Below are 26,401 nucleotides of genomic sequence, written 5' to 3'. Positions count from 1 at the left end.
CAGTTAAATCACAGGCACTAAATTATTATTTTTAACTTTTTTTGTAACGTTTTCTTACATTTGATCTCTTACTACCAAACTCAAAACCAATTAACCATGATTAAAAAGTTTATTTATCTCGAATGGAAGGCCTTTACAAGATCGGCATCGTTTGGCGCAAACCTGGCGATGAAAATTTTAATCGGTTTTTTGATGGTCTACTTTTCGGTACTATTTATCGCGATGGGCGTAGGAGCATTTTATGTTCTAAAAAAAATGAATTTCGAACCATTAGTAACTGTCAATAAATTTTTGATTTACTATTTTCTGTTCGACCTTGTAATTCGTTTGCTTATGCAGGCAATTCCGGTGCTGAATATAAAACCGTTATTGGTTTTGCCTTTCAAGAAGCCCACAATTGTTCATTTTTCTTTAGGCAAAACAGCATTGTCTTTTTTCAACTGGGTTCATGCGCTTTTCTTTGTTCCTTTTTCGATTGTGCTGCTATTTGAAGGATATGATATTCTAGGAATCACTTTTTGGCTTTTAGCGATTTTCTCTTTAATATATATCAACAATTTCTTGAATATCATTTTAAGTAATATCGACAAATTATTTGTTGTTTTTATCGGAATCGCGCTGGCTTTAGGAGCAGCACAATATTATAAATTATTTGATATTACGATTTTTACAACACCATTTTTTCAAGGACTTTATGCAAAGAAAGGCTTGTTTTTAATTCCAGTTTTGGTGCTTATCGGCTTATATCAGTTTACATTTAAATACTTCAAGAATAATTTATATTTAGATGCCGGACTTTCTAAAAAGGAAGATATAGCAACGACCGAAAATTTGGTTTGGCTAAATCAATTTGGAACTTTAGGAACTTTTCTTAAAAATGATATTAAACTGATTAAGAGAAACAAAAGATCTAAAACAACTATTTTTATGAGTGTGCTCTTTTTGTTTTATGGACTCATCTTTTTCGGGAATTCGCACCAGCCTCCAATCATGCACATTTTTGCAGGAATATTTGTTTCAGGAGGATTTTTGTTTGTTTTTGGTCAATTTGTACCAAGCTGGGACAGTTCCTATTATCAATTAATGATGACACAAAACATTCCGTATCGCGGCTACATAACTTCAAAATGGTGGCTGGTTGTAATTGCTACTTTCGTTTCGACAATTTTGGCATCCTTCTATCTTTTTTACGGATGGGAAATTTATCTGACAATTGTAGTTGGTGCAATTTATAATATTGGAGTCAATTCGCATTTGGTTCTTTTAGGCGGTGCATTTACCAAAACGCCAATCGATTTGAGCAACGCCGGAGGTGCCTTTGGAGATAAAAAAGCATTCAATGTAAATGCCATGTTATTGACACTGCCAAAATTATTATTGCCTTTAGGATTATACGGAATCGGACTTTATTTGGGAGATAAAACATTGGGATTATTACTGGTTGCGGGCGCAGGAGTTTTAGGATTTATTTTTAGAAATAAGGTTTTCTCCTTAATCGAGAGAAGATACAAAATTGAAAAATACAGCACAATAAGCGCTTACAAACAAAAAAACTAATTAGAAAATTTGTCAATTAGAAAATTAGAAAATTTCTAAAAACTGAAACAAATTAACTATTAACCAAATCAATAATTAAACATATAAAAAATGATACAAGTAAACCAACTTTCAAAAATATATAACGGAACAACAGTTTTAAAGATTAATAATCTTGAAATTCCAAAAGGACAAAGTTTTGGCTTAGTAGGAAATAACGGAGCAGGAAAAACTACTTTTTTCAGTTTGCTTTTAGACCTGATTCAGCCTTCTACCGGTCACATTACAAGCAATAATATTCAGGTCAATACAAGCGAAAACTGGAAATCTTTTACAGGATCTTTTTTAGATGAAAGTTTCTTGATAGGATATTTAACTCCTGAAGAATACTTTTATTTTATTGGAGATTTGCGTCATCAAAACAAAGCAGATATTGATGCTTTATTGGCGCAGCATGAAGAATTTTTTAATGGAGAAATTCTGAAAAACAAAAAATACTTACGCGATTTATCCAAAGGAAATCAGAAGAAAGTGGGAATAATTGCCACACTTATTGGTAATCCTGAAGTGGTTATTTTAGACGAACCTTTTGCGAATTTAGACCCTACAACCGTTAGCCGATTAAAAAAAATAATTAAGGATTTGGCAGAAAATCCAAACGTTACTGTTTTGGTTTCAAGCCATGATTTACAACACACTGTAGAGGTTTGCGATCGTATAGTTGCACTTAATAAAGGAGAAGTAGTAAAAGATATTCAAACATCAAAAGAAACCTTGCAAGAGCTGGAGTTGTTTTTTGCAGTATAACTTCTATTGTTTCAAAAAAGAAGCGTATTTTTACGAGTTCATTATACTAAAAAGCTATTTTCGAAGTTAAATGATTTAAAATCTTTTCTATTGAAAAAGAATACTCTAAAATATTGTTTTCCTGTTGTGTTTTTATTTCTTTTGATAGCTTGTTCTACCAAAAAAAATACTTTTGTGTCTCGAAATTCTCATGCGTTAAGTACAAAATATAACATTTTGTACAACGGAGGTATTGGCCTTGATAAAGGTTTAAAATCTATTCAAGGCAACAATCAGGATAATTTCTGGAAAATGCTTCCTATTGAAAAAATGCAGGTTGATGAAAATTTTTCTGAAGAAAAGAAGACAAAAAACCCTGATTTTGAATTGGCAGAAACTAAAGCAACAAAAGCTATTCAAAAACACTCCATGAATATTGGAGGACGAGAAAGAAACAGCCAAATTGATGAAGCTTATTTAATGCTCGGAAAAGCCAGATATTACGATCAACGTTTTATTCCAGCACTTGAGGCATTCAATTATATTTTATACAAATACCCAAACAGCAGTAATATTTATACGGCAAAAATCTGGCGTGAAAAAACAAATATGCGCTTAGGAAACGACGCAATTGTCTTAAAAAATATCAATAAATTATTAAAAAACACAGATCTAGACAAACAGACTTTTTCTGATGCTAACGCTTTATTGGCAGAAGCTTTTTTAAATTTAGAAGAAAGAGACAGCGCAGTTGCGAAACTTAAAATTGCAGAAGAATTTTCGAGAGTAAATGAAGACCGCGCGAGGTATCGTTTTATTTTGGGTCAGATGTATCAGGAAGCCGGAAAAAAAGACAGCGCTGCTTATTTTTATGACGGAGTAATAGACATGAACCGCAAAGCTGACCGTAAATACATGATGCATGCTTATGCAAAAAAAGCCCAGATGTATGATTATGAAAATGGCAATGACACCATTTTTTTAAAAACGTATAATAAGTTAGTTGCAGATCGTGAAAACCGACCATACTATGATGTGCTTTTTTATGAAATGGGAGTATTTTATGATAAAAAGAAAGACAACGAAAGCGCGCTCAAATTCTATAATAAATCTTTAGGCAGAAAATCTAAAGATCCGTACTTGACAGCATCAGCATATCGAAATATCGGGAACATGTATTTTAAAGATACAGACTACACAATGGCTGCCAAATATTACGATAGTACATTAGTAAAATTAGACCCGAAAACCAGGGAATTTGCTCTTATCGAAAAAAACAGAAAAAATTTAGATAATGTAATTTTATACGAAGGAATTGCAAAACGCAATGACAGCATTATCAAAGTTCAAGGTTTGCCTGTAGCAGATAGAAAGGTGTACTTTGAAAATTATATTGCAGAGCTTAAAAAGAAAGATGAAGCAAAACGCATCTTTGAAGAACAAGAAAAAGAAAAATTGGCCAATGTTGAACGTAATACGAACGCCAGCAATATGCCAACTGCTGTAAATCCGCAATCACAAGCTAAAAATGATTTGACAGCCGGAGCATTTAATCCGCCGTCAGGAACTGAAACAGCGAGTACTTTTTATTTTTATAATCCAACAACAGTTGCTTATGGAAAACTGCAATTCAAAAAAATGTGGGGTAATAGAACTTTAGCTGGCAACTGGAGATTGGCTTCATCAAAATCAATTATCAATACTGCGATAAAAGACTCTTTAAGCATTCAACAAGATTCTATAAATGCCTTGAAGGATACAGTTGTAATAGAAAAGTACACTACGGAGTTTTATGAAAAACAGCTTCCAACAAGTCAGCTTGTTATGGACAGCATTGGCAAAGAACGCAATTTTGCGTATTACCAATTAGGACTTATTTATAAAGAAAAATTTAAGGAGTATAATTTGGCCAGCGATAAACTGGAGCAGTTACTGCGAAATAATCCAGAGGAAAAATTGATTTTGCCTTCGATGTATAATTTGTATAAAATTTATCAGATTACAAATCCAGCAAAGGCCGAATCTGTAAAATTGGATATTACTTCGAAATATCCAAACTCGAGATATGCGCAAATTTTAAACAATAAAAATTCAGATGATTCGAATTTTTCACCTGAAAAAGAATATCAAAAATGGTACAAGCTTTATCAGGAAGAACAATTTGATGTTGTTTTAGATAATATCGATAATTTGATTAATCAATATGCTGGAGATGACATTGTTTCTAAATACGAATTGCTGAAAGCAAATACTTTAGGAAAAGTAAACGGTTTGGCAGCATATAAAAAAGCACTTGAAGGCGTTGCAGATAATTATCCGAATAGCGAGGAAGGAAAAAATGCAAGAGAAATTTTAGAGAAACAAATTCCGAGTCTAGAAAAACTTGATTTTACTGCTGTTGACGGTCATAGTTGGAAAATTATTTATAGAGTAGCGAATAATGATCTTAAAACGCGTAAAAAAATTGAGGAAGCAATTCGAGTATTCTTATTAGTTGAAAATTTCGAGAGACTAACAACTTCTTTTGATAAGTATAATAAAACAGAAAGTTTTGTAGTTATTCATGGTATAAAAACAGAAGCTTATGCCAGAGATCTTTCAGGAGTTTTTAGAGATGACAAAAAATATAAAATTTCAGATCCGGCAATCGTTATCTCAAGTGATAATTATACAATAGTACAAATCAAAAAAAATCTGGAAACTTATTTAGCCCCTAAAAATCCATAAATCATGTTTGATAAAGTCAAAAAAAACGGCACAGAGCAGTTAGGAAAAACCAACAGAATTGTTGAAGGAACTTCTATTATTGGAGACATTGTCTCTAAGGCCGATTTTAGATTAGACGGAGAATTGATTGGAAATTTTACATCACAAGGCAAACTTGTTATTGGCGCATCTGGAATTGTAAAAGGCGAAATCATATGCCACAATGCAGATATTGAAGGAGAGTTTCAAGGAAAATTAAAAGTTTTAGAAGTCCTTAATATAAAAGCCACAGCAAAAATTCATGGTGAAGTTGCTGTCGGAAAGTTATCCATAGAACCTGGAGCCGATTTTACAGCTACTTGTACCATGCTAACCAACACTAAAGAAGTAACCGTAAAAGATGGAAAAAGAGCCGAACAAAAACCAGTGGAATAAATGGATTGGACTTATCAATATTCCGGTTCAAATGGGAATTATTATTTTCGTGTTTTCTTATTTTGGCAGCTGGCTAGATGAAAATCATCCTAGTCCTAAAGTTTATTATAATACAATTTTTGTAATGATTGGCGTGGGACTCGCCTTATATAATGTTATCCGTCAGGTGAACGAAATCAATAAAAAGTAAAAAGTTTTTTAAAAACAGCTTTAAATAAATGTTGCATCTTTGCATAAATTTATTTCAAATGCTTTTAAAAAATTATAAACCTTTTGTACAATTATTCTTTTTCGCTTTAGCAGCCTACATTTTGCACAAAGCATCTTTTCTAGTTTTAAAAGTTAATCCCCTAAACTTTTATTATAGTCTTGAATTTTTGTATTTGATTTTTTTCGGAATATCCGCATTGTTATACTTTATATTATTAATAGTAAAAAAGAAGAATTTTGAAATTGTCGGAATGGCTTTCCTGTTTGGAACCTTCACGCAAATGTTATTAGGATATTTAATTTTGAGACCAATTTTAGAAAGCAAGTCTGAAGAAGTCGAGATTGAAAAAATCAATTTTTTTATAACATTTATTTTATTTTTGTTATTTGAAACGCTTTTAACTGTCCGATTATTAAATGAAAAGCGTTAAAATAACGATTCTGTAAAACAAGGTTCAAAAATAATTTTTCATATCCTTTTGAATATTAATAAAAAATGTACCTTTGCACCAAATTTTAGAAACGTAAAAAAAATAAGATTTTTAACAGATATGGTGATTTCCAACAAACCGCTCAAATTTATTCTTGCCGCTTTAGTAGCTTGTTCTCCAGTAATGAGTTTTGCAAATTCAGAGAATGACTCAACGCATGTGCAAAATGAGATAGCTCATGAAGAGAAAGTAGTTTCGCATAACACTCCTGCGGAAGGAGAGCATGTAGCTCTTGATCCGAAAGCAAAAGTGGATGCTTTTATCGATCATCACTTACAGGATTCTCACGATTTTGTTTTCTTTTCAGATGAAAAGGAAAACAAACATTATGGTTTCCCATTACCAGTTATTCTTATTGACGGAGGTTTGAAAATTTTTTCATCTTCAAAATTACACCACGGTGAAGCAGTTGCAGAAGTTGACGGAAACTTCTACAAATTAGTTCACGGTAAAATTTACAAAACAGATGCTGCCGGCACAATTAACTTTAATGAGCACGGACATCCTGAGAACGAAAAGCCACTAGATTTTTCGATTACAAAAAATGTAGTGTCAATGCTTTTTGTTTCAGTTCTATTATTTATAATGTTTACTGGTTTAGCAAGATCATATAAAAAAGGACCAATTCCAACTGGATTTGGAAGAGTTTTAGAACCGCTTATTATTTTTATCAGAGACGAAATTGCTGTTCCTAATATAGGTGAGAAAAAATACAGAAAATATATGGGTTACTTATTAACTGTATTTTTCTTTGTGTGGCTGTTAAACTTATTAGGTATGACTCCGCTAGGAATTAACGTAACAGGAAATATTGCAATTACAGTTTGTTTGGCTGCCTTTACTTTTATTATTACGCAATTTAGTGCAAACAAAGATTATTGGGGACACATTTTCTGGATGCCAGGAGTTCCTGTTCCAATGAAAATCATTTTAGCTCCAATAGAAATCTTAGGAACATTAACAAAGCCATTTGCATTACTAATTCGTTTGTATGCAAACATTACTGCAGGTCACGTCGTAATTATGAGTTTAATTGCCATGATTTTTGTGGGTAAAAATTTAGCTGCAGATTTGCCAATCTCTTTAGGATTAACATTATTTATTTCGGTTATCGAAGTTTTAGTTGCATTTTTACAGGCTTTCATTTTTACAATGTTATCATCATTGTTTATTGGTATGGCTGTTCAAGATCATGATCACGCACATCATCACGAAGATGAGACTGCAATCATTTAATTAGAAGTTTAATTTTATATATATAAATACTTATGGGAACAATTCCAACTTTAGTAGGTGCAGGTTTAGTAGTAATCGGTGCAGGTTTAGGTTTAGGTAAAATCGGTGGATCTGCTATGGACGCGATTGCTCGTCAACCAGAAGCTGCTGGTAAAATTCAAACTGCGATGATTATTATCGCGGCTTTATTAGAAGGTTTAGCATTCGCTGCTTTAATCTTAGGAAAATAATAAAGAGAGAAATAACAACATCTTTAACGGTTGGTTAAAGGTGTTGTTACTTTTAAAAAATGAAATTAAATATTTAATATAGTTATAAAATGGATAAGTTAATTAACGATTTTTCATTCGGTTTATTCTTTTGGCAAGCTTTAATCTTGTTGGTTTTGATTTTACTTTTAGTAAAATTCGCTTGGAAACCAATTATGGAATCTATTACTGCAAGAGAAGAAGGTATTAAAAACGCATTGCTTTCTGCTGAAAATGCAAAGAGAGAAATGGAAAACCTACAAGCTGATAATCAAAGAATTTTGAATGAAGCTCGTGCAGAACGTGACGCGATGTTGAAAGAAGCTCGCGAAATGAAAGAGAAAATGATAGCTGATTCTAAAAACGAAGCACAAGTGCAAGGTCAAAAAATGATCGAGCAAGCTAAAGCTGCTATCGAAAGTGAAAAAAATGCTGCAATGGCTGAATTGAAATCACAAGTTTCAACTTTATCATTAAGCATCGCTGAAAAATTGTTGAAAGAAGAATTATCTAACAAAGAATCTCAAACTAAATTAGTAGAGAAAATGTTAGGTGACGTAAAGTTAAACTAAGATTATGGCAAGTACAAGAGCAGCAATTCGTTATGCAAAAGCAATTCTAGACTTAGCAAACTCTAAAGGTGTTGCCGAAGCTGTAAACAACGATATGAAGTCAATTGCTTCGGCAATTGAAAACAATTTAGAATTGAGTACCTTTATCCAAAACCCAACTACAAAGGTTGAAGTTAAAGAGAGTGCTCTTTTAGAAGTTTTTGCAGATGTAAATGGTGTAACTAAAGGTTTATTTCATTTATTATTTGAAAACAAAAGATTCGAAATTCTAGAAGCAATTGCATTAGAATATAAAAAATTATTTGATGAAAGTAATGGCGTTGAGGTAGCAATAGTTACTACAGCTATACCTATGGATGTCGCATTAGAAGCTAAAGTTTTAGCAAAAGTGTCAACATTATCAGATAAAAAAATAACAATAGAAAATATAGTAGATCCATCAATCATTGGAGGATTTATTTTAAGAATAGGTGATCAACAATACAACGCTTCTGTTGCAAACAGATTACAAGTATTAAAAAGAGAGTTAAGTAATTAGTTTTATTACACATAAAAGTGTCTAAATTATAAATTAAGATGGCGGAAATCAAACCTGCTGAAATTTCAGCAATATTAAGAAAGCAAGTAGAAGGTTTTGAATCTGGTGCTACGCTAGAAGAAGTAGGAACAGTACTTCAAGTTGGAGATGGTATTGCTCGTATTTACGGGCTATCGAATGTACAATATGGTGAGTTAGTTGAATTTGATAACGGACTTGAAGCTATTGTATTGAACCTTGAAGAAGACAATGTTGGTGTGGTACTTTTAGGACCATCAACAGGAATCAAAGAAGGATCAACAGCAAAAAGAACACAACGTATTGCATCTCTTAAAGTAGGTGAGCAAATGGTAGGACGTGTAGTAAACACTCTTGGTTTTCCAATTGATGGAAAAGGACCAATTGGTGGAGACTTATACGAAATGCCTTTAGAAAGAAAAGCACCTGGAGTTATCTTCCGTCAGCCAGTAACTGAGCCATTACAAACAGGAGTAAAAGCAGTTGATGCTATGATCCCAGTTGGTCGTGGTCAGCGTGAGCTTGTAATTGGTGACCGTCAAACAGGTAAATCAACTGTTTGTCTTGATACAATCTTAAATCAAAAAGAATTTTACGATGCAGGAAAACCTGTATTCTGTATATATGTTGCAATTGGGCAAAAAGCTTCAACTGTAGCAGGAATCGCTAAAATGTTAGAAGAAAAAGGTGCAATGGCTTATACAGTTATTGTTGCAGCTAATGCTTCTGATCCAGCTCCAATGCAAGTTTATGCTCCTTTCGCAGGTGCTGCAATTGGAGAATACTTTAGAGATTCTGGTCGTCCAGCTCTTATCGTTTATGATGATTTATCTAAACAAGCTGTTGCTTACCGTGAGGTTTCTCTTTTATTAAGAAGACCACCGGGACGTGAGGCATATCCTGGAGACGTTTTCTACTTACACTCTCGTTTATTAGAGCGTGCTTGTAAAGTAATTGCAGATGACGGAATTGCTAAAAACATGAACGATTTGCCAGATTCTATCAAGCCTATCGTTAAAGGTGGCGGTTCATTAACTGCTTTGCCAATTATCGAAACTCAAGCTGGTGACGTTTCTGCATATATCCCAACAAACGTAATTTCGATTACAGATGGTCAGATTTTCCTTGATGGAGATTTGTTCAACTCTGGAGTGCGTCCTGCGATCAACGTAGGTATTTCTGTATCTCGTGTTGGAGGTAATGCTCAAATTAAATCAATGAAAAAAGTTTCTGGAACTTTAAAATTAGACCAAGCTCAATTCCGTGAATTAGAAGCTTTCGCTAAATTTGGTTCTGATCTTGATTCTGTTACTTTAAACGTAATTGAAAAAGGAAAAAGAAACGTTGAAATCTTGAAACAAGGTTTGAACGATCCTTATACAGTAGAAAATCAAGTTGCTATTATTTACGCTGGTTCTAAAAACTTATTAAGAAACGTTCCTGTAAATAAAGTAAAAGAATTTGAAGCAGATTTCTTAGCTTACTTAAACAGCAAACACAAAGATACGCTTAATGCGTTGAAGGCTGGGAAGTTAGATGATAACATTACTGATGTTATTGAAAAAGCAGCAAAAGAAATTTCAGCAAAATATATCTAATTAGATAATTCGTTAATTAGATAATTAGAAAATTTCTTGAGAGACTTTCTAATTATCTAATTTTCAAATTGTCACATTTTTTAATTAACAAATGGCAAATTTAAAGGAAATCCGTAATAGAATTACTTCCGTTTCATCGACGATGCAGATTACATCGGCTATGAAAATGGTTTCTGCTGCAAAGCTTAAGAAAGCACAAGATGCAATCACTGCAATGCGCCCTTATGCCGAGAAATTAACGGAGTTGCTGCAAAATCTTTCTGCTACACTTGAAGGTGAAGTTGGAGGAGATTACACAACACAACGTGAAGTAAAAAAAGTATTGCTTGTAGCGATAACTTCTAACAGAGGTTTATGTGGTGCATTTAATACAAATGTAATTAAAGAGATTAAAAGCCGTACTGAGTTTTACGCTGGAAAACAAGTTGACGTTTTTGCTATTGGTAAAAAAGGAAATGATGTTTTAAGCAAAACTCATAAAGTTCACGGTCATCATAATGCAATTTTTGATCATTTGACTTTTGAAAATGTTGCTGGAATTGCTGATAATTTGATTGAGAAATTTTTAGCTGGAGAGTACGACAAGATCGAAATAATCTACAATCAGTTTAAAAATGCTGCGACTCAAATTGTTCAGACTGAGCAGTTTTTACCGTTAGCTCCAATTAAATCTGACGTAGCAGCTACTGCTGGAGATTATATTTTTGAGCCTTCAAAAGAAGAAATCGTATTGACTTTGATTCCAAAATCATTAAAAACACAATTGTACAAAGGTATTCGTGATTCATTTGCTTCAGAACATGGAGCACGTATGACAGCTATGCACAAAGCAACTGACAACGCAACTGAATTAAGAAACCAATTGAAATTGACATACAATAAAGCACGTCAGGCTGCAATTACTAATGAGATCTTAGAGATCGTTGGTGGAGCAGAAGCCTTAAACGGATAACACTTTATTACAAAAAGCAAAAGAGCCGACAATTATTAATTGTCGGCTCTTTTTAATATATAGTAGTTTAGTTTTTTCAAGTGTAACTTATAAAATGGTGATTCCCAATTTACCCAAAAACTGAGAATCAATACCATTTTATAAAATTAATGAACAGATTTATCACCTCTGTAATGCTTTGTCTTTTATGGGAACAAACTAGCTTTATTAGTCCCAATGCTCTGTTTTTTTGAGGGTTACATTTCAGCAGAATCAATCCCTTTTGCTTTGTCTTTTATGGGAACAAACTAGCTTTATTAGTCCCAATGCTCTGTTTTTTTGAGGGTTACATTTCAGCAGAATCAATCCCTTGTGCTTTGTCTTTTGTGGGAACAAACTAGCTTTATTAGTCCCAATGCTTCGCTTTTTTATAAGGGTTGTATTTTAGCTTTTCTCAATCCCTATGAAGCAAATTTAAGAAGAGACTGTTAAAGAAATGTTATATAATTTTTAGCCTCGATTTATATATTTCACATGTGTAAGTTTTTTGCTATAATAACAAATGAAAAAATTAAGTATTTTTGATGTCTATTTTTAATACAATGAAACTGCAAATACAAGAACTTACTACTATTGAAGAAATGATTTCTCAGATTGAAACCATGAGATTTCTTTATCCAAACCTATCTGTTGAAAAATACAAATCCTTTCTCTTAGACATGGTACCGCGCAACTATATTCAGATTGGAGTTTTTGAAGATGGTGTATGTTTAGGTATAACAGGGTGTTGGTCTTCTACTAAATTATGGACAGGCAAATATCTTGAAATTGATAATTTTGTTGTAAATCCCCAGCACCGCTCTAAGGGAATTGGAAAATTGCTGACAGATTATATTGAGCAAAAGGCTTTAGATTTAGACTGCAGCAGTATCGTTTTAGATGCTTTTACGGCAAATTTTGATGCTCACCGCTTTTATTACAATCAAGGTTATGGCCCAAAAGGTTTTCATTTTGTGAAAATTTTAGATGAAAAGAAATTGACACAATAAAAAAGAGACCTAAGTTTTTTTTATTGAACCAGCAAAAGCAATAATAAACCAAAGAATTGGTTATTTTTGTTTTACGAACTTTATTATAAAATTATTTTGGGATTATATAAAAATCTATTCAAACAGACTGCGATTTATGGACTAGCAACGGTTTTACCAAGAATGCTTAGTTTTTTATTGGTCAGATTATATACAGATATCTTGCCAACCGCAGAGTACGGCGAAGTTTCGATTGTTTTGTCTTGGATGGTTTTCTTTAACGTCGTGCTTTCGTACGGAATGGAAACAGCCTTTTTTAGATTTTACAGTGCCGAAGAAGACAAGAAAAATGTAATTGCAACCTCGACAATTTCGATATTTTGGTCGTCTATTATTTTCTTATTTGCTGCTTTAATTTTTAGAAACACATTGGCAAGTCTTGCCGAGGTAGACGTACAGTATATTACATATTCGGTTTGGATTTTAGTTTTAGATGCTTTGGTTTTGGTACCTTTTTCTAAATTAAGAGCCAATCAGAGACCCATGGTTTATGCAGCCATAAAAATTGGAAATGTCATTATCAATCTATTATTAAATGTGTTTTTCTTAATGTACCTGCCTAAACTTGCAGCTTCAAATCCTAATTCGGTTTGGGATAATTTGTATGTTGAGAATTTCCAAATTGCCTATATTTTCATAGCAAATCTATTAGCTAGTTTAGCGACTTTTGTGGTGCTTTCGCCAAATTACCTTTCACTCGGAAGAAAATTTGATCCAGTACTTTGGAAAAAAATGATGAAATACGGTCTGCCAATTTTGATTGCCGGACTTGCATTTGCAGTAAATGAACATTTTGATAAAATTCTTTTAGGATATCTGCTTCCTGAAAATCTTGCAAAATCTGAAGTTGGAGCTTATTCTGCTTGTTACAAACTGGGACTTTTTATGGTTTTGTTTGCAACAGCTTTTAGATTAGGAATAGAACCGTTCTTTTTCAGCCATGCTAAAAATGAAAATGCCCCTCAAACATATGCTGTTATCACAAAATATTTTGTCATTCTTGGTTCCTTAATTTTATTAGGTGTAATCGTTTTTGCAGATGTTTTGAAATTTTTATTACTGCATGATAAAGCCTATTGGGAAGCTATGAAAGTAGTACCGCTAATTATTTTGGCAAACTTCTTTTTAGGAATTTACAACAACTTATCGGTTTGGTATAAATTAACAGATAAAACAAAAATTGGAGCTTACATTTCAATTGTCGGCGCCATTGTAACATTGGTTTTAAATTATCTTTTAATTCCAAAATACAGTTATTACGGTTCTGCAATTGCAACTATTTCAGCTTATGGAAGTATGATGCTAATCTCATATACTTTAGGAAACAAATATTATCCTATACCGTATGATATGAATAAAATTGGAGCTTACTTAGGAATTTCAATCGCATTTTCGGCTATTTCTTTTTACGGATTTAGAGAAAATTATTTCGTTGGAATACCGTTATTATTAGGCTTTATGTATTTTGTTTATCATAATGAAAAAGCGACAATCAAAGGAATTATGAATAGAAAGTAATAGTACTTTTTAATCTTTAAAATAAAAAATGAAAATACAAATTATCAATAAATCACAACACGATTTACCAAATTACGAGACAATTGCTTCGGCAGGAGTGGATTTACGCGCCAATTTGACTGAAGCTATAACGTTAAAACCATTAGAAAGAACCATTGTAAAAACAGGACTTTTTATTGAATTGCCAATTGGCTACGAAGCACAGGTAAGGCCAAGAAGCGGATTGGCAGCGAAAAAAGGTGTTACCGTTTTAAATTCTCCTGGAACTGTAGATGCTGATTACAGAGGTGAAATAGGTGTAATTTTAGTAAATTTATCAAATGAAGAATTTGTAATCGAAAACGGAGAAAGAATCGCACAATTAATTATCGCTAAACACGAAAGAGCAGAATGGATGGAAGTAGAAGTACTTTCTGAAACTTCAAGAGGCGAAGGCGGTTTTGGAAGCACTGGCGTAAAATAGTTTTCAGTCTCAATTTTCAGTTTTACTGATTTAAAATTGTACTTAAAAAGTTGAACTAACCAAACTGAAGATTTTAAATCTTCTTATATAAAATACATTACATGAAAATAATCGTTCCAATGGCGGGTCGCGGATCGAGACTTCGTCCACATACTTTAACAGTTCCAAAACCATTAATTCCGGTTGCTGGAAAATCTATAGTACATCGTTTAGTCGAAGACATTGCCAAAATATTAAAAGAACCAATAGAAGAAGTTGCTTTTATTTTAGGCGACGCCGCTTTTTTTGGAGATGATCTAGTTGAAAGTTTAGAAGAATTGGCAGGAAGTTTAGGTGCAAAAGCATCTATTTACCGCCAAGATTTGCCTTTAGGAACAGGTCACGCTATTATGTGTGCAAAAGAATCTTTGTCAGGACCAGCTGTAATTGCTTATGCAGACACTCTAATCAGAGCTGATTTTGAATTAGATCCTGCAGCAGATGCCGTAATTTGGGTAAAACAAGTAGAGCAGCCAGAAGCTTTTGGTGTTGTAAAATTAAATCAGAATAATGAAATCATAGAATTGGTTGAAAAACCAAAAGAGTTCGTTAGTGATTTAGCGGTTATTGGAATTTATTATTTCAAAGAAGTTGGCGATTTGAAAAAAGAACTTCAAGGTGTTTTGGATAATAATATTCAGAATGGAGGAGAATATCAAATTAATGACGGAATAAAAGCCATGATGGCAAACGGTAAAGTCTTTAAAACTGGAAGCGTTGACGAATGGATGGATTGCGGAAATAAAGATGTTACTGTAGAAACAAACACCAGAATGTTAGGCTTTTTGCACAACGACGGCGAACATTTAGTAGACTATGATGTAACGCTAGAGAACTCAACAATTATTCCTCCTTGTTATATTGGAGAAAATGTAGTGTTGAAAAATGCAACCGTAGGACCAAATGTTTCACTAGGAAAAGGATGCCATGTTATTGACAGTTCAATTAAAAACAGCTTAGTTCAGACTTATTCTCAAATAAAAAATGCTAACTTAGACAATGCTATGATCGGAAATCACGTTAGTTATGATGGTAAAGGTACGAGCATCAGTATTGGTGATTATTCAGTTGTAGAATAAAAATAAGTTTCGACTGATTCTTTTTGGTTTAAATATGAAATTATAAAAGAATGAAAAAAAAGGTATTACTAATTTTATTTTTTGCTTTTATTGGCAATTCAGCTTCGGTTTTCGCACAGACAGAACCGGAAGATATTGCTATGGCAACCGATGAATATCAGGACTCTTTTTATGAATCTTTAAAACAAAAAGGAATTGAGAATTACGATAAAGCTATTGTATCATTAGAGAAGTGTATCAAGCTAAAACCTAATGACGCCGTTGCTTATTTTGAATTAGGGAAAAATTATTTGTCATTAAAAGAATATCAAAATGCTCAAAGCGCATTTGAAAAAGCGACGCAGTTAAATCCTAAAAACAAATGGTATTGGCTCGGAATTTATGATGTAAGTTATGAAACTAAAAACTATCCTTTGGCGATAGAAACGATTCAAAAAATCATTCCGTTTGACGAAGAATATAAAGATGATTTGATTTCGTTATATATGATTACAAATCAATATGACAAAGCGCTTTTGACGATTAATGAAATGAATGATAAATTCGGAAAATCAGAAGATCGCGAAAGATATAAAACACAAATTTTATCTCAGAGAAAATATCAAAATGCAGAAGCTTCAAATTTAATTGAGCAGATTAAGAAGAATCCAAAAGAAGAATCGAATTATGTTAATCTGATTTTTTTATATTCAAAATCAGAAGAAACAGATAAAGCGTTAGATGTTGCAAAACAATTGGCGAAGGAAATTCCGAATTCTGAATGGGGACAAGTAAGTTTGTTTAAAGGATATTTAGATGCCAATCAAGCTGATAAGGCGATTAAATCGATGAATGTGATTTTGTCAAGTTCAAAAATAGATTCAAAAATTAAACACCGCACACTAAATGAGTTTTTGATTTATGTGAATAAAAATCCGCAGTATGCGCCAGATTTAGAAAAAGCGATTGCTTATTTTGATAATGATAAAGAAGTTGATGTTGCAAAAGAAATTGGTAAATTTTATCACAGCAAAGGTCAGTTTGAAAATGCTATTAAATATTATGAAAAAGATTTAAAAGCAAATTCAGATACAGATCGTGAAACAAACTTGCTTTTGCTTGAAGCCTATACGCAGGCAAAACAGTTTGAACCAATGACAAAAAGAGCGATGAACATGATTGAAGTTTATCCGAGCCAGCCTCAATTTTATTATTATGCAGGTTTGGGAAGCAATCAGTTAAAACAATTTAAAAACGCAAAAACCGTTTTAGAAATGGGACTCGATTATGTTGTAGATGATAAAAAGCTCGAAGCAAATTTTAACATTCAACTAGGAGAGGCTTATAATGGGTTAGGAGATGCCAAGAAAAAAGAGGAATACTTTTTGAAGGCTAATGAGTTATTAAAACAAAAAAAGTAAAAGGAGAGCATTCAGATGAAAAAATATATAGTTATATTAATAATGTCAGTGGTTATGATTTCTTGTAAATCAAAAGCAGTCGCTGTACAAAACAACAATAAAGCAGAAGCACCAACAAAAGAAGATAAAAAAGCGGTAGAGAAACATTACGATAATAAATTAGACTTCAAGACATTATACATAAAAGCAAGCGCTAAATATGTTGATGAAAAACAAAGTCAAAACGTTACAGCTGAAATTAGAATTGAAAAAGACAAACAGATTTTAGTTAGTGTTCGTTTCCTTGGAATTACAATGGCAAAAGCATTGATTACGCCAACTGCGGTAAGTTATTATGAAAAAATAAACAGTACCTATTACGAAGGCGATTTTACTAGTTTAAGTAAATGGCTTGGAACAGAATTAGACTATAGTAAAGTTCAAAATTTATTAGTTGGAGAAGCATTAGATGATTTAAGAAAAGGAAAATATACACAGACTATTGTTGAAAATCTTTTTCGTTTAGAAGATGAAAAAGACGATAAACTAAAAAAGACATTTTATTTAGATTCAGATAAATATTTGTTGCAGAAAGAAGAGATTTCTCAGCCTGCTGAAAACAGATTGTTGAAGATTTCTTATGCAGACAGTAAAACTTTTGATCAAGGAATACTTCCTACAAGCATCGAAATTAATGCAATTCAGCCAAAAGGGAAAACGGATATTAATTTAAATTACAACAATATTTCATTTAACGAAGAACTTTCTTTTCCATATAGCGTTCCTGGTGGTTATAAAAAAGTTATAATTAAGTAAATTTGCAAAAAGAAAACACACACATGCCAAAATTTCTCCTAAGCCTAATTTTTATATGCGCCACAACTTTTATGTGGGCACAAGATTCGCAACAAGAAAAACTGGAACAGCGAAAAGCTCAGATTCAGCAGGAAATTAGAGATAACGAAAAAATGCTGCAGTCTGTAAAGAAAAAAGAAAAATCGGCTGTAAATGTTTTTTTAATTCAGGCGAATAAAATTAAGCTGAAAGAAAAACTGATTAATACAACGGCAAAACAAGAAAAACTTTTAAGCAACGACATGTATATTAACCAAGTTCAGGTTAATAAACTAAAAAAAGAACTTACAGTTTTAAAACAAGATTATTCTAAAATGATCTTGAAATCATACAAAAGCCGTTCTGAACAAAGTAGAGCAATGTTTATTTTGTCATCAGAGAGTTTTTTACAAGCTTATAAAAGAGCACAATATTTAAAACAATATACAACTTTTAGAAAAAATCAAGGTTTAGAAATTCAATCTAAATCAGCACAATTACTTGATTTTAATGCAAAATTAGACGGACAGAGACAAGTTAAGAAAAAGATCATTGCAGAAAATCAGAAAGAGAAACAAAGCTTAGAAGTTGAAAAGAAGGAACAGCAAAAACTGGTTAATGCAATCAAAAAGGATAAAAACAAAATTATTGCTGATACAAAAAGCAAGCAGGCAGAAGCAAAAAGAATTGACAGACAAATCGATCGTTTGATTCGTGAAGCCATTGCAGAAGCAAATAGAAAAGCAGCTGCAGAAAAAGCAAAAGATAATCCTGGTTCAACAGCAACGGTGACAGCAGTTTCGTCATCTAAAATTGCTTTAACTCCAGAAGGTAAAATTTTGGCGGCTGATTTTAAAGCAAACCGAGGAAAATTGCCTTGGCCGGTAGAAAAAGGATTTGTTTCGTTAAAATATGGAAATCAGCCACATCCGCTTTATCCAGATTTAACGGTTCACAATTCTGGTGTAGAAATTACGACAGAGCAAGGAGCAAATGCACGCGCAGTATTTGAAGGTGAGGTTTCGACAGTTATGGTTTTATCTCCTGTCAATAGAGCAGTCGTTATTCAGCATGGAGATTATTTTACCGTATATCAAAATTTAAGTCAGGTATTTGTAACTAAAGGAGATAAGGTAAACATCAAACAAAGTATCGGAAAAGTGAGAACAAGCGGTGATTCTGGAAAAACAATCATTAAATTCTTGATTCTTCAAAATACAACAAACAGCGATCCTGAAGGATGGCTTCAAAACAGATAATCAAAAGGGAGCTAATTTTAGCTCCCTTTTTTATTGCAATTGCAATTGTTGAATGTGAAATTGCAGCGATTGAATTTAAAAATAGTATTTTTGCACTATGGAAACAAATAGACAGAAAAAAATAGGCGGTGTCATCCAAAAAGATTTGGTTGATATTTTGCAAGGTGAAGTGCGAAAAAACGGAATTAATAATTTGGTAATTTCGGTATCCAAAGTTAGTGTTACTTCAGATTTATCTGTGGCAACAGTGTATTTAAGCATTTTTCCTCAAGATAAAGCGAAGGAAACACTAGAAGGTATAAAATCAAATACAACCTTAATTAAACACGATTTATCGCAGCGTGTTCGTTTGCAATTGCGTCGTGTACCAAACTTGGTATTCTTTATTGATGACTCTCTTGATTATATCGAGAAAATTGACAACGCTTTATCAAACAGAGAAAACCCAATTGAAAACCGTGATCTTTTAGAAAAAAGAAGAAAATCATAAATTGAATTTCCCCCTTTACATAGCCAAACGTTACATTTTTAGCAGAAGTAAAAACAATGCTATAAATATCATTAATCGCATTGCCAGCATGGGAATCATTGTTGGTACGATGGCTTTGTTTGTAGTTTTATCTGTTTTTAGCGGACTAAAAGTATTCAGTCTTTCGTTTGCAAACGAAATAGATCCTGATCTAAAAATTACCAGTACATACGGAAAATCATTTTTGATTACACCAGAACAGGAAGCTCAAATTAAAAAAATTGATGGTGTTATTTCGTATACTAAAATTATCGAAGAACGCGTTCTGTTTTTGTTCAAAGACAAGCAAAAAGTAACGTATTTAAAAGGTGTTGACCGTAATTATGCAGTAGTTAACGATATAAAAAAAAGGCTTTTTACCGGACAGTGGCTAAAACCAGATACGTATCAGGTTGTAATAGGATACGGAATGTCTCGTGATTTTTCTTTAGGTGTTCTTGATTTTGAAAATCCGCTGCAAATATTTGCGCCTAAACCTGGAAAAGGCGCGATCGAAAATCCAGAGGATGCTTTTAATAAAACAGATGTTTTGCCAGTTGGAATTTATTCCATCAGCGAAGATTTAGATTCAAAATATGTTTTTACTGATTTAGGTTTGGCACAGGAATTATTAATGTACAAACCCAATCAGATTTCAGGAATTGAATTTAACCTGAAAGAAAATGCAGATGAAAGTGCAATTGTAGCAAAACTAAAGCCCATCTTTCAAAATAAAATTACTTCAAAAAACAGAGCACAGCTTAATGAGTCGTTGTACAAAATGCTGAATACCGAAAATATTGCGGTTTATCTGATTTTTACTTTGGTAATTATCGTAGCACTTTTTAATTTGATTGGAGCATTAATTATGATGATTTTAGAGAAAAAAGGAAACTTGAAAACCCTTTTTAATCTCGGAACAGAAATTAGTCATCTTCGAAAAATATTTTTGCTTCAAGGCACTTTGTTAAGTGTTTTTGGAGGTTTAATCGGACTTGTTTTGGGTGTCATTTTGGTATTGCTGCAACAGCGATATGAGCTCATTATGATTACGCCAACTTTAGCTTTTCCGGTTGTTTTTACAGTCGAAAATATACTTATTGTATTAGGAACCATTATCTCACTTGGTTTTCTGGCTTCTTTAATTGCTTGCAGCCGTGTGAGCAAAAAGCTGTTAGATTAGTATTTTTTGCTAAGAAAAATTACCTATATTTATCGTCTTAAATAGCTACAGCATATGATTGTTTCTGCCTAATCCTACTTTTATTTTTTAGAATAGGATACTTACGTGTTTTCTCGAGTTCAGATTATTGAATCTGGATCAATTTTATCATTTATCCTAAAATATTATGACAGAAACTACAATAGAGAAAAGTTTATTTTCTAAAATTTTCACGACTTTAAAACAGGCCATAAAAGGCGACGAATCATTTGATTATACTGTCGGAAGTATTAAAAAAGCCGTTATTCTATTAGCTATTCCAATGGTTTTAGAAATGATGATGGAATCAGTTTTTGCATTGGTCGATTTATATTTCGTTGGTCATTTAGAACACAGCAGTTTTGCGATTCAGACCGTTGGTTTAACCGAATCAGTTCTTACTATTATATATTCACTAGCAATCGGAATGAGCATGGCGGCAACGGCCGTGGTAGCGCGACGCATTGGCGAAAAAGACCCAGTCGCTGCCGCAAAAGCAGGAATGCAGGCCATTATAATTGCTTTTGCAGTAAACAGCATTATGAGTGTTTTAGGCGTTATGTATGCCAAAGACATTTTGGTTATTATGGGAGCTTCTGCGGAAGCGGCCGAACATGGCTATCGATTTACACAAATAATGATTGGCTCAAGTTTATGCATCATGCTTTTATTCTTAATAAACGGAATATTTCGTGGTGCAGGAAATGCAGCAATTGCTATGAAAAGTCTTTGGCTGGCCAATATTTGCAATATTATTTTATGTCCTATTTTTATTAACGGTTTAGGACCAATCCCAGCTTTTGGATTAATTGGTGCTGCATTGGCAACAACGATCGGAAGAAGTATTGGTGTATTATACCAAGTATACCATTTGTTTTTTGGAAAAGGTGCTTTAAAAATTATTATCTCTTATTTTATCCCAGATTTTCAGCAGATAAAAGCTTTAGTTAAAATCGCTGCTCCGGGAATTTTACAATTTGTAATTGCTTCCTGCAGTTGGATTTTTCTAGCGCAATTAGTTGCAACAACAGGAGGCGATCACGGTTCGGCGGGTTATCAGACAGCACTTAGAATTATGATGTTTTTTATTCTTCCGGCTTGGGGATTGAGTAATGCAGCCGCAACCTTAGTTGGACAAAATTTAGGGGCCAAGCAAATTGAGCGTGCCGAAAAATCAGTTTATACAACAGCAAGATATAATGTTATTTTTATGGCAACCATTATGGTCATTACATTGTGTTTTGGAAAATATATTATTTCGTTTTTCACAAATGACGAAATGGTAAAAACTGTTGCCGTTGAAGCTTTGCAGATTATGAGTGCAGGATTTATTTTCTACGGAATTGGGATGGTTTTGATAAATACTTTTAATGGAGCAGGAGATACTTGGACACCAACGGGAATTAATTTTTTCGGATTTTGGCTGTTTCAGATTCCGCTTGCGTTTATATTGGCGAAGCATTTTAACATGGGACCAACTGGAGTTTTTATTGCCATTCCGGTTGCAGAGACTGCGATTACTTTAGCAGGAATAGTGCTTTACAAAAAAGGAAAATGGAAACGTATTCAAGTATAAGTTTATAAAAAAAATGCCTTCAAATTTTGAAGGCATTTTTTTTATTGAATTAAGAATATTTATACAAATTCGTAACCTGCATAAACCTGTTCGATTTCTTTCATAATGGCGAACAAAACTTCAGGCTCATCGGTTGTCACTAATTTTTGTTTGTATTCTTTAAAAGAGTGAATGCCTTTGAAATAGTTTGTATAATGACGGCGCATTTCTACAATTCCCAAACGTTCGCCTTTCCATTCCATCGACCACATTAAATGATTTCTGGCAGCTTCTACACGATCAATAACCGTTGGAGCAGGCAAGTGTTCTCCAGTTTTAAAATAATGCTTGATTTCATTAAAAATCCATGGATAACCAATTGCAGCACGGCCAATCATGATACCGTCAATGCCGTATTCATTTTTATATTGTAATGCTTTTTCTGGGCTGTCAATATCGCCATTTCCAAAAATAGGCATTGTAATTCTTGGGTTGTTTTTTACACGCGCAATATGCGACCAGTCAGAATGACCTTTATACATTTGAGCGCGGGTTCTGGCGTGAATCGTTAAAGCCTGAACGCCAATATCCTGAAGTCTTTCAGCAACTTCATCAATGTTAATTGAGTTTTCATCCCAGCCTAAACGCGTTTTTACGGTAACAGGCAAATCAGTTCCTTTAATAACCGCTTGTGTCAAACGTACCATCAAATCAACATCTTTTAAAACTCCAGCTCCAGCACCTTTGCAAACTACTTTTTTTACTGGACATCCAAAATTAATATCAACTAAATCTGGTTTTACTGTAGAAACAATTTTAGAAGACATTTCCATTGCTTCTTCATCTCCGCCAAAAATCTGAATTCCAACCGGACGTTCGTAATCAAAAATATCTAACTTCATTCGGCTTTTGATAGCATCGCGAATCAATCCTTCTGATGAAATAAATTCAGAATACATCATGTCAGCGCCGTGCGTTTTGCATAATCTGCGAAACGGCGGATCGCTAACGTCTTCCATCGGTGCTAATAATAAAGGAAATTCAGGTAATTCTATGTTGCCAATCTTGACCATCTTCAATATTTTGTGCAAAATTACAACATTTAGTTTAATTTGTACCAAATTGAGGTTCAAAGGTTCAGAGTGGCAAAGGTTCAAAGGTTTTTTTATCAGTTTTTTAAGAAACCTTTGTCCCTTTGAACCTTTGTCCCTAAAAAATTATCTATAATCAAAAAACCGAATTGGTTTTCTGCTCATCGGATTAAAAACCAATGGATTTAGTATTTCTTTTGAAGCAAATTCAATCTTTGGTGTAACTCTCAATTTGGCTCTAAAGTGATCTTTTATTTCTTGTAAAAATTCTGGAGTCTGGTTTTTTACCGCAATTTTTATTACGATTTCATCTGTGCCTAAAGCGTTCGTCGAAATCTCAATAATATGATTTTCGATATTGTCAAAACCGCTCAAAACATCATTCATCGCAGGCGGATAAAGTGTTGTTCCTTTGTATTTTATCATTTGTTTTTTACGGCCAATTACTGGACCCACACGCAACGTATTTCTGCCACAGGCGCAAGGTTCATTATGAAGCTGTACAATATCTCCAGTTTTAAAACGCAATAAAGGCATAGCTTCGATACCCAAAGTGGTAAAAGTTAATTCGCCAACTTCTCCATTTTTTACGGGCATATTATCTTCATCTAAAACTTCTAAAATAATTAATTCTGGATGATGATGACCTCCAACTCCGTGTTCACATTCTGTAAAAGCGGTACTCATTTCTGTCGAAGCATAAGTCGAAAACAACTTAATATCCCATTTATCTGTAATTTTTTGGGATAATGTATTCATCGAAAAATCGTCATTTCGCAATGATTCTCCAATGCAGATCGCTCCTTTTATACTCGAATTATTATACTCTATTCCGTGAATTTCAGCATATTCGATTAACTTCAATAAAAAAGAAGGAACCGTAATTAAATACGAAGGTTTATATTTTAAAATCGAATCCCATTGTAATTCTGGAATTCCAGCGCCAACTCTAATAACACCAACTTTTAATTTTCGAAGTCCAAGAAAATAAGCCAAACCAGCCATGAATTTTCGGTCTATTGTAGTCATCAACTGCACAACATCGCCTTCTGCAATTCCGGCGCAGGCAAACGAAATCGCTTCATTATAAGCCAATCGATCTAAATCTGAATCGGTTAAGCCAAAAGTTACCGGATCGCCCAAAGTTCCTGAAGTCGAAGCATAATCTATAATTTTATGCTGTGGTACGCACAAAAAATCATCGTTGTATTGCTGTAAATCTTCTTTATTAGTTACAGGCAAATATTGTAAATCTTCAAGGGTTTTAATTTTAGAAATATCAATATTTTGTCCTGCGAAAAGGCGTTTATAAAAAGGTGAATTTTCGCCTATGTAAGTTAAAAGTTCGGTTAGTTTTTGTTCCTGAAAAATTTTAATTTCTTCTAAAGAATTTTTTTCTATTGCTGGAATCATTTTAATTTTCTTTTGAGTTTTTTTAAATATTTTTCAATTGTTGCTTTTTCAGGAGCGGTAGTAATTTCTTTTGTCAACGCTTTTTGGAAATTAGCTTGAGCCAGCTTAAATTCTTTTTTTTGATAAAAGTACAACCCTGCTTTGTAATATACAACCCAATAATCCGGGTTTAAAGATTGATAATGTTCTATGAATTCTGAAGAAACAGTTTCTTTGTTTTCTAGATATAAATCGAACTGATGATTTTGTATTTTAAACTTTTTATAGTTTTGATAAGCAGTCGATTTTACAAACGGATCTTCGGCTATGTTTAAATTTTCTTGTTCGAATGAAACAGCAGTATTTGATTTTCTTTCTTTAAAAATAGAATCGAGATTGTAACACACAAATTCGCCCATTTGAAACGGATTTGCAGAAACCCAAACCAGTTTTTCTTTAGGTTTAAAAATAATGCCATGATGCGCCAAAAGCTGATTCAAAGCTTTTTCATTTCCTAAACCTAGTGGAATATCTTTTAAGCCTTCTTTATTTCGTAAAATTTCTGATGCAATTTTTGGATTGATTTTTGAATTTTCAGACAAAAGTTCCTGCATTCTGTCCAAGCGATATTTAGAATGACTGTCTGCTATTTGCATTTCATTTCGCTTGTCATTTTCGAAAGCTTTGCTCTGAAAATGATTTGAACAAATTAATTGATTGCTGTTTGGAACATCAAAAACATCCATTTTCTTAGGAGAAACTTCAATCAAAACGGCTTTATTATCTTGAGCACTTCCAACCATAATAGATTCAGAAACAAAGACAGATCGCTTTTTGGCGATCATAATAGCTTCTTCAATATTTTGTGCGTGCTGTAAAATTTCGCGAGTCAAGATCGAAATGGGTGTTTTTGCACTTAGCGGAATTTCTGATTTTCCTGCATTAATTGTAACTGTCAAGCCTTCCTGATTCATTCCAGAAACTGCTCCAACCATTCCGGGCCAAGTTACCATCATAAATTTGTGGCCTTGTTCTGGACTTATAAACGCGATGATTTTGTTTTCCGCGAAAGAGTCATTTATATAAAAATCAAAATTTCGTCCGAGAATTAAATTGCCATCTTCTGATTTTTCGCCCCAAGCCGCAAACGAAGAACAGCCAACCAAAGCCAAATCCTGCAGCGCGTGCCCAATGTCGTGGGCCGCGTGCAAATATAAACTGCGCTGATATTGTGGAGCAATGTTCTCAAAATCGTGTGACGTGTATTGCGAAATACCGTAAATTTCTGTCTGGTATTCTTCAGGAACATTCAGGTATAATTTTCGGTTGTACCATTTTAGAAATTGGCGCAATATTTTTTGTTCGAATCTGGACGGAATTATATCTTTTATTTTAGAGAAGAATATGTGTTCCTGATTCTTTAAAAGAGAGTCAGACAAAGCCCCTGTATTTAAACCAATCTCCAACGGATCGCCTTCTACATACAATTCCCAGAGACCTTGTTTGTTTTTTAAAAGCGAATTTTTTCCAGAAACAAAAACGCTGTCAGATTTTTTTATTACAGTAGGTTTTGAAGTATTAAGGTTTGAAATTTGAGGCTGATGACGCATAGATTTTGACGTTCCGCACGAAGCCAACATCAACAAAAAAACAACGAAAAAAAATAAATTAATCCGGTTTTTCATATCCC

24 protein-coding genes are annotated in these 26,401 nt (G+C 33.2%); 21 read left to right on the top strand and 3 right to left on the bottom strand.

Annotation, left to right across the window (positions count from 1 at the left end; genetic code table 11):
* Window positions 1–96: 96 nt before the first annotated feature.
* The 21 genes from IR010_RS07665 to IR010_RS07565 all read left to right on the top strand — a co-directional run bounded on the left by IR010_RS07665 (window position 97) and on the right by IR010_RS07565 (window position 22,249).
* Window positions 97–1,557: a DUF5687 family protein gene (locus tag IR010_RS07665; RefSeq protein WP_194602893.1), complete on the top strand. Its 1,461-nt coding sequence runs from the start codon at window positions 97–99 to the stop codon at window positions 1,555–1,557.
* Between the two features lie 90 nt (window positions 1,558–1,647).
* Window positions 1,648–2,343 carry an ABC transporter ATP-binding protein gene (locus IR010_RS07660; RefSeq protein ID WP_029271386.1) on the top strand — a complete coding sequence of 232 codons (696 nt, stop codon included), beginning with the start codon at window positions 1,648–1,650 and terminating at the stop codon, window positions 2,341–2,343.
* Window positions 2,344–2,433: 90 nt separating this feature from the next.
* Window positions 2,434–5,049: a tetratricopeptide repeat protein gene (locus IR010_RS07655; protein WP_194602890.1), complete on the top strand. Its 2,616-nt coding sequence runs from the start codon at window positions 2,434–2,436 to the stop codon at window positions 5,047–5,049.
* Between the two features lie 3 nt (window positions 5,050–5,052).
* On the top strand, window positions 5,053–5,463 hold the full coding sequence (locus IR010_RS07650) for a polymer-forming cytoskeletal protein (protein ID WP_029271388.1): 411 nt from the start codon (window positions 5,053–5,055) through the stop codon (window positions 5,461–5,463).
* Window positions 5,429–5,653: an AtpZ/AtpI family protein gene (locus IR010_RS07645; RefSeq protein ID WP_029271389.1), complete on the top strand. Its 225-nt coding sequence runs from the start codon at window positions 5,429–5,431 to the stop codon at window positions 5,651–5,653. Before IR010_RS07650 ends, IR010_RS07645 begins: the two co-directional genes overlap by 35 nt.
* Before the next feature lie 571 nt (window positions 5,654–6,224).
* A complete protein-coding gene (gene atpB, locus IR010_RS07640; RefSeq protein ID WP_029271391.1) occupies window positions 6,225–7,400 on the top strand; it encodes a F0F1 ATP synthase subunit A in 1,176 nt (391 codons plus the stop codon).
* A 32-nt stretch (window positions 7,401–7,432) separates the two neighbouring features.
* A complete protein-coding gene (gene atpE / locus IR010_RS07635) occupies window positions 7,433–7,630 on the top strand; it encodes an ATP synthase F0 subunit C (RefSeq protein WP_008465835.1) in 198 nt (65 codons plus the stop codon).
* 89 nt (window positions 7,631–7,719) lie between these two features.
* The gene (locus tag IR010_RS07630; RefSeq protein WP_029271392.1) at window positions 7,720–8,220 is read left to right on the top strand and encodes a F0F1 ATP synthase subunit B; all 501 of its coding nucleotides are present in this window, start codon (window positions 7,720–7,722) and stop codon (window positions 8,218–8,220) included.
* A 4-nt stretch (window positions 8,221–8,224) separates the two neighbouring features.
* Window positions 8,225–8,758: an ATP synthase F1 subunit delta gene (gene atpH, locus IR010_RS07625; RefSeq protein ID WP_194602887.1), complete on the top strand. Its 534-nt coding sequence runs from the start codon at window positions 8,225–8,227 to the stop codon at window positions 8,756–8,758.
* 38 nt (window positions 8,759–8,796) lie between these two features.
* A complete protein-coding gene (gene atpA / locus IR010_RS07620; protein ID WP_029271394.1) occupies window positions 8,797–10,374 on the top strand; it encodes a F0F1 ATP synthase subunit alpha in 1,578 nt (525 codons plus the stop codon).
* Between the two features lie 91 nt (window positions 10,375–10,465).
* Entirely contained in the window at window positions 10,466–11,326 is an 861-nt protein-coding gene (gene atpG, locus IR010_RS07615) for an ATP synthase F1 subunit gamma (RefSeq protein ID WP_029271395.1), read from the top strand.
* A gap of 581 nt (window positions 11,327–11,907) precedes the next feature.
* Window positions 11,908–12,354, top strand: a complete 447-nt coding sequence (locus IR010_RS07610; protein ID WP_194602884.1) for a GNAT family N-acetyltransferase — start codon at window positions 11,908–11,910, stop codon at window positions 12,352–12,354.
* Window positions 12,355–12,450: 96 nt separating this feature from the next.
* On the top strand, window positions 12,451–13,911 hold the full coding sequence (locus IR010_RS07605; protein WP_029271397.1) for a lipopolysaccharide biosynthesis protein: 1,461 nt from the start codon (window positions 12,451–12,453) through the stop codon (window positions 13,909–13,911).
* Between the two features lie 28 nt (window positions 13,912–13,939).
* Window positions 13,940–14,374, top strand: a complete 435-nt coding sequence (gene dut / locus IR010_RS07600) for a dUTP diphosphatase (RefSeq protein WP_194567619.1) — start codon at window positions 13,940–13,942, stop codon at window positions 14,372–14,374.
* A 101-nt stretch (window positions 14,375–14,475) separates the two neighbouring features.
* Window positions 14,476–15,492: a sugar phosphate nucleotidyltransferase gene (locus tag IR010_RS07595; protein WP_029271399.1), complete on the top strand. Its 1,017-nt coding sequence runs from the start codon at window positions 14,476–14,478 to the stop codon at window positions 15,490–15,492.
* Between the two features lie 50 nt (window positions 15,493–15,542).
* Window positions 15,543–16,892, top strand: coding sequence for a tetratricopeptide repeat protein (locus IR010_RS07590; protein WP_194602882.1), 1,350 nt, complete (start codon window positions 15,543–15,545; stop codon window positions 16,890–16,892).
* Between the two features lie 15 nt (window positions 16,893–16,907).
* Entirely contained in the window at window positions 16,908–17,687 is a 780-nt protein-coding gene (locus tag IR010_RS07585) for a DUF4292 domain-containing protein (RefSeq protein ID WP_194567623.1), read from the top strand.
* 23 nt (window positions 17,688–17,710) lie between these two features.
* The gene (locus IR010_RS07580; RefSeq protein ID WP_194567625.1) at window positions 17,711–18,964 is read left to right on the top strand and encodes a murein hydrolase activator EnvC family protein; all 1,254 of its coding nucleotides are present in this window, start codon (window positions 17,711–17,713) and stop codon (window positions 18,962–18,964) included.
* 97 nt (window positions 18,965–19,061) lie between these two features.
* Window positions 19,062–19,454: a 30S ribosome-binding factor RbfA gene (rbfA, locus tag IR010_RS07575; RefSeq protein WP_029271403.1), complete on the top strand. Its 393-nt coding sequence runs from the start codon at window positions 19,062–19,064 to the stop codon at window positions 19,452–19,454.
* A 1-nt stretch (window position 19,455) separates the two neighbouring features.
* Window positions 19,456–20,655, top strand: a complete 1,200-nt coding sequence (locus tag IR010_RS07570) for an ABC transporter permease (protein WP_194602880.1) — start codon at window positions 19,456–19,458, stop codon at window positions 20,653–20,655.
* 166 nt (window positions 20,656–20,821) lie between these two features.
* On the top strand, window positions 20,822–22,249 hold the full coding sequence (locus IR010_RS07565) for an MATE family efflux transporter (protein WP_194602877.1): 1,428 nt from the start codon (window positions 20,822–20,824) through the stop codon (window positions 22,247–22,249).
* Window positions 22,250–22,308: 59 nt separating this feature from the next.
* On the opposite strand, the gene dusB is transcribed toward IR010_RS07565, so the two are convergent.
* From dusB to IR010_RS07550, 3 genes are all read right to left on the bottom strand, one after another.
* Window positions 22,309–23,301 (bottom strand): tRNA dihydrouridine synthase DusB, encoded by a 993-nt coding sequence (dusB, locus tag IR010_RS07560; protein ID WP_194602875.1) that lies wholly within the window; start codon window positions 23,299–23,301, stop codon window positions 22,309–22,311.
* Window positions 23,302–23,445: 144 nt separating this feature from the next.
* Window positions 23,446–24,732 (bottom strand): phenylacetate--CoA ligase family protein, encoded by a 1,287-nt coding sequence (locus IR010_RS07555; protein WP_194602872.1) that lies wholly within the window; start codon window positions 24,730–24,732, stop codon window positions 23,446–23,448.
* Window positions 24,729–26,396, bottom strand: a complete 1,668-nt coding sequence (locus tag IR010_RS07550; protein ID WP_194602869.1) for a C45 family autoproteolytic acyltransferase/hydolase — start codon at window positions 26,394–26,396, stop codon at window positions 24,729–24,731. Before IR010_RS07550 ends, IR010_RS07555 begins: the two co-directional genes overlap by 4 nt.
* Between the last annotated feature and the right edge of the window lie 5 nt (window positions 26,397–26,401).

Source organism: Flavobacterium sp. MR2016-29, from assembly GCF_015350695.1.
GTDB lineage: Bacteria > Bacteroidota > Bacteroidia > Flavobacteriales > Flavobacteriaceae > Flavobacterium.
Note: the sequence above shows the minus strand (reverse complement) of the source record. Positions and strands in the feature narration are given on the sequence as shown.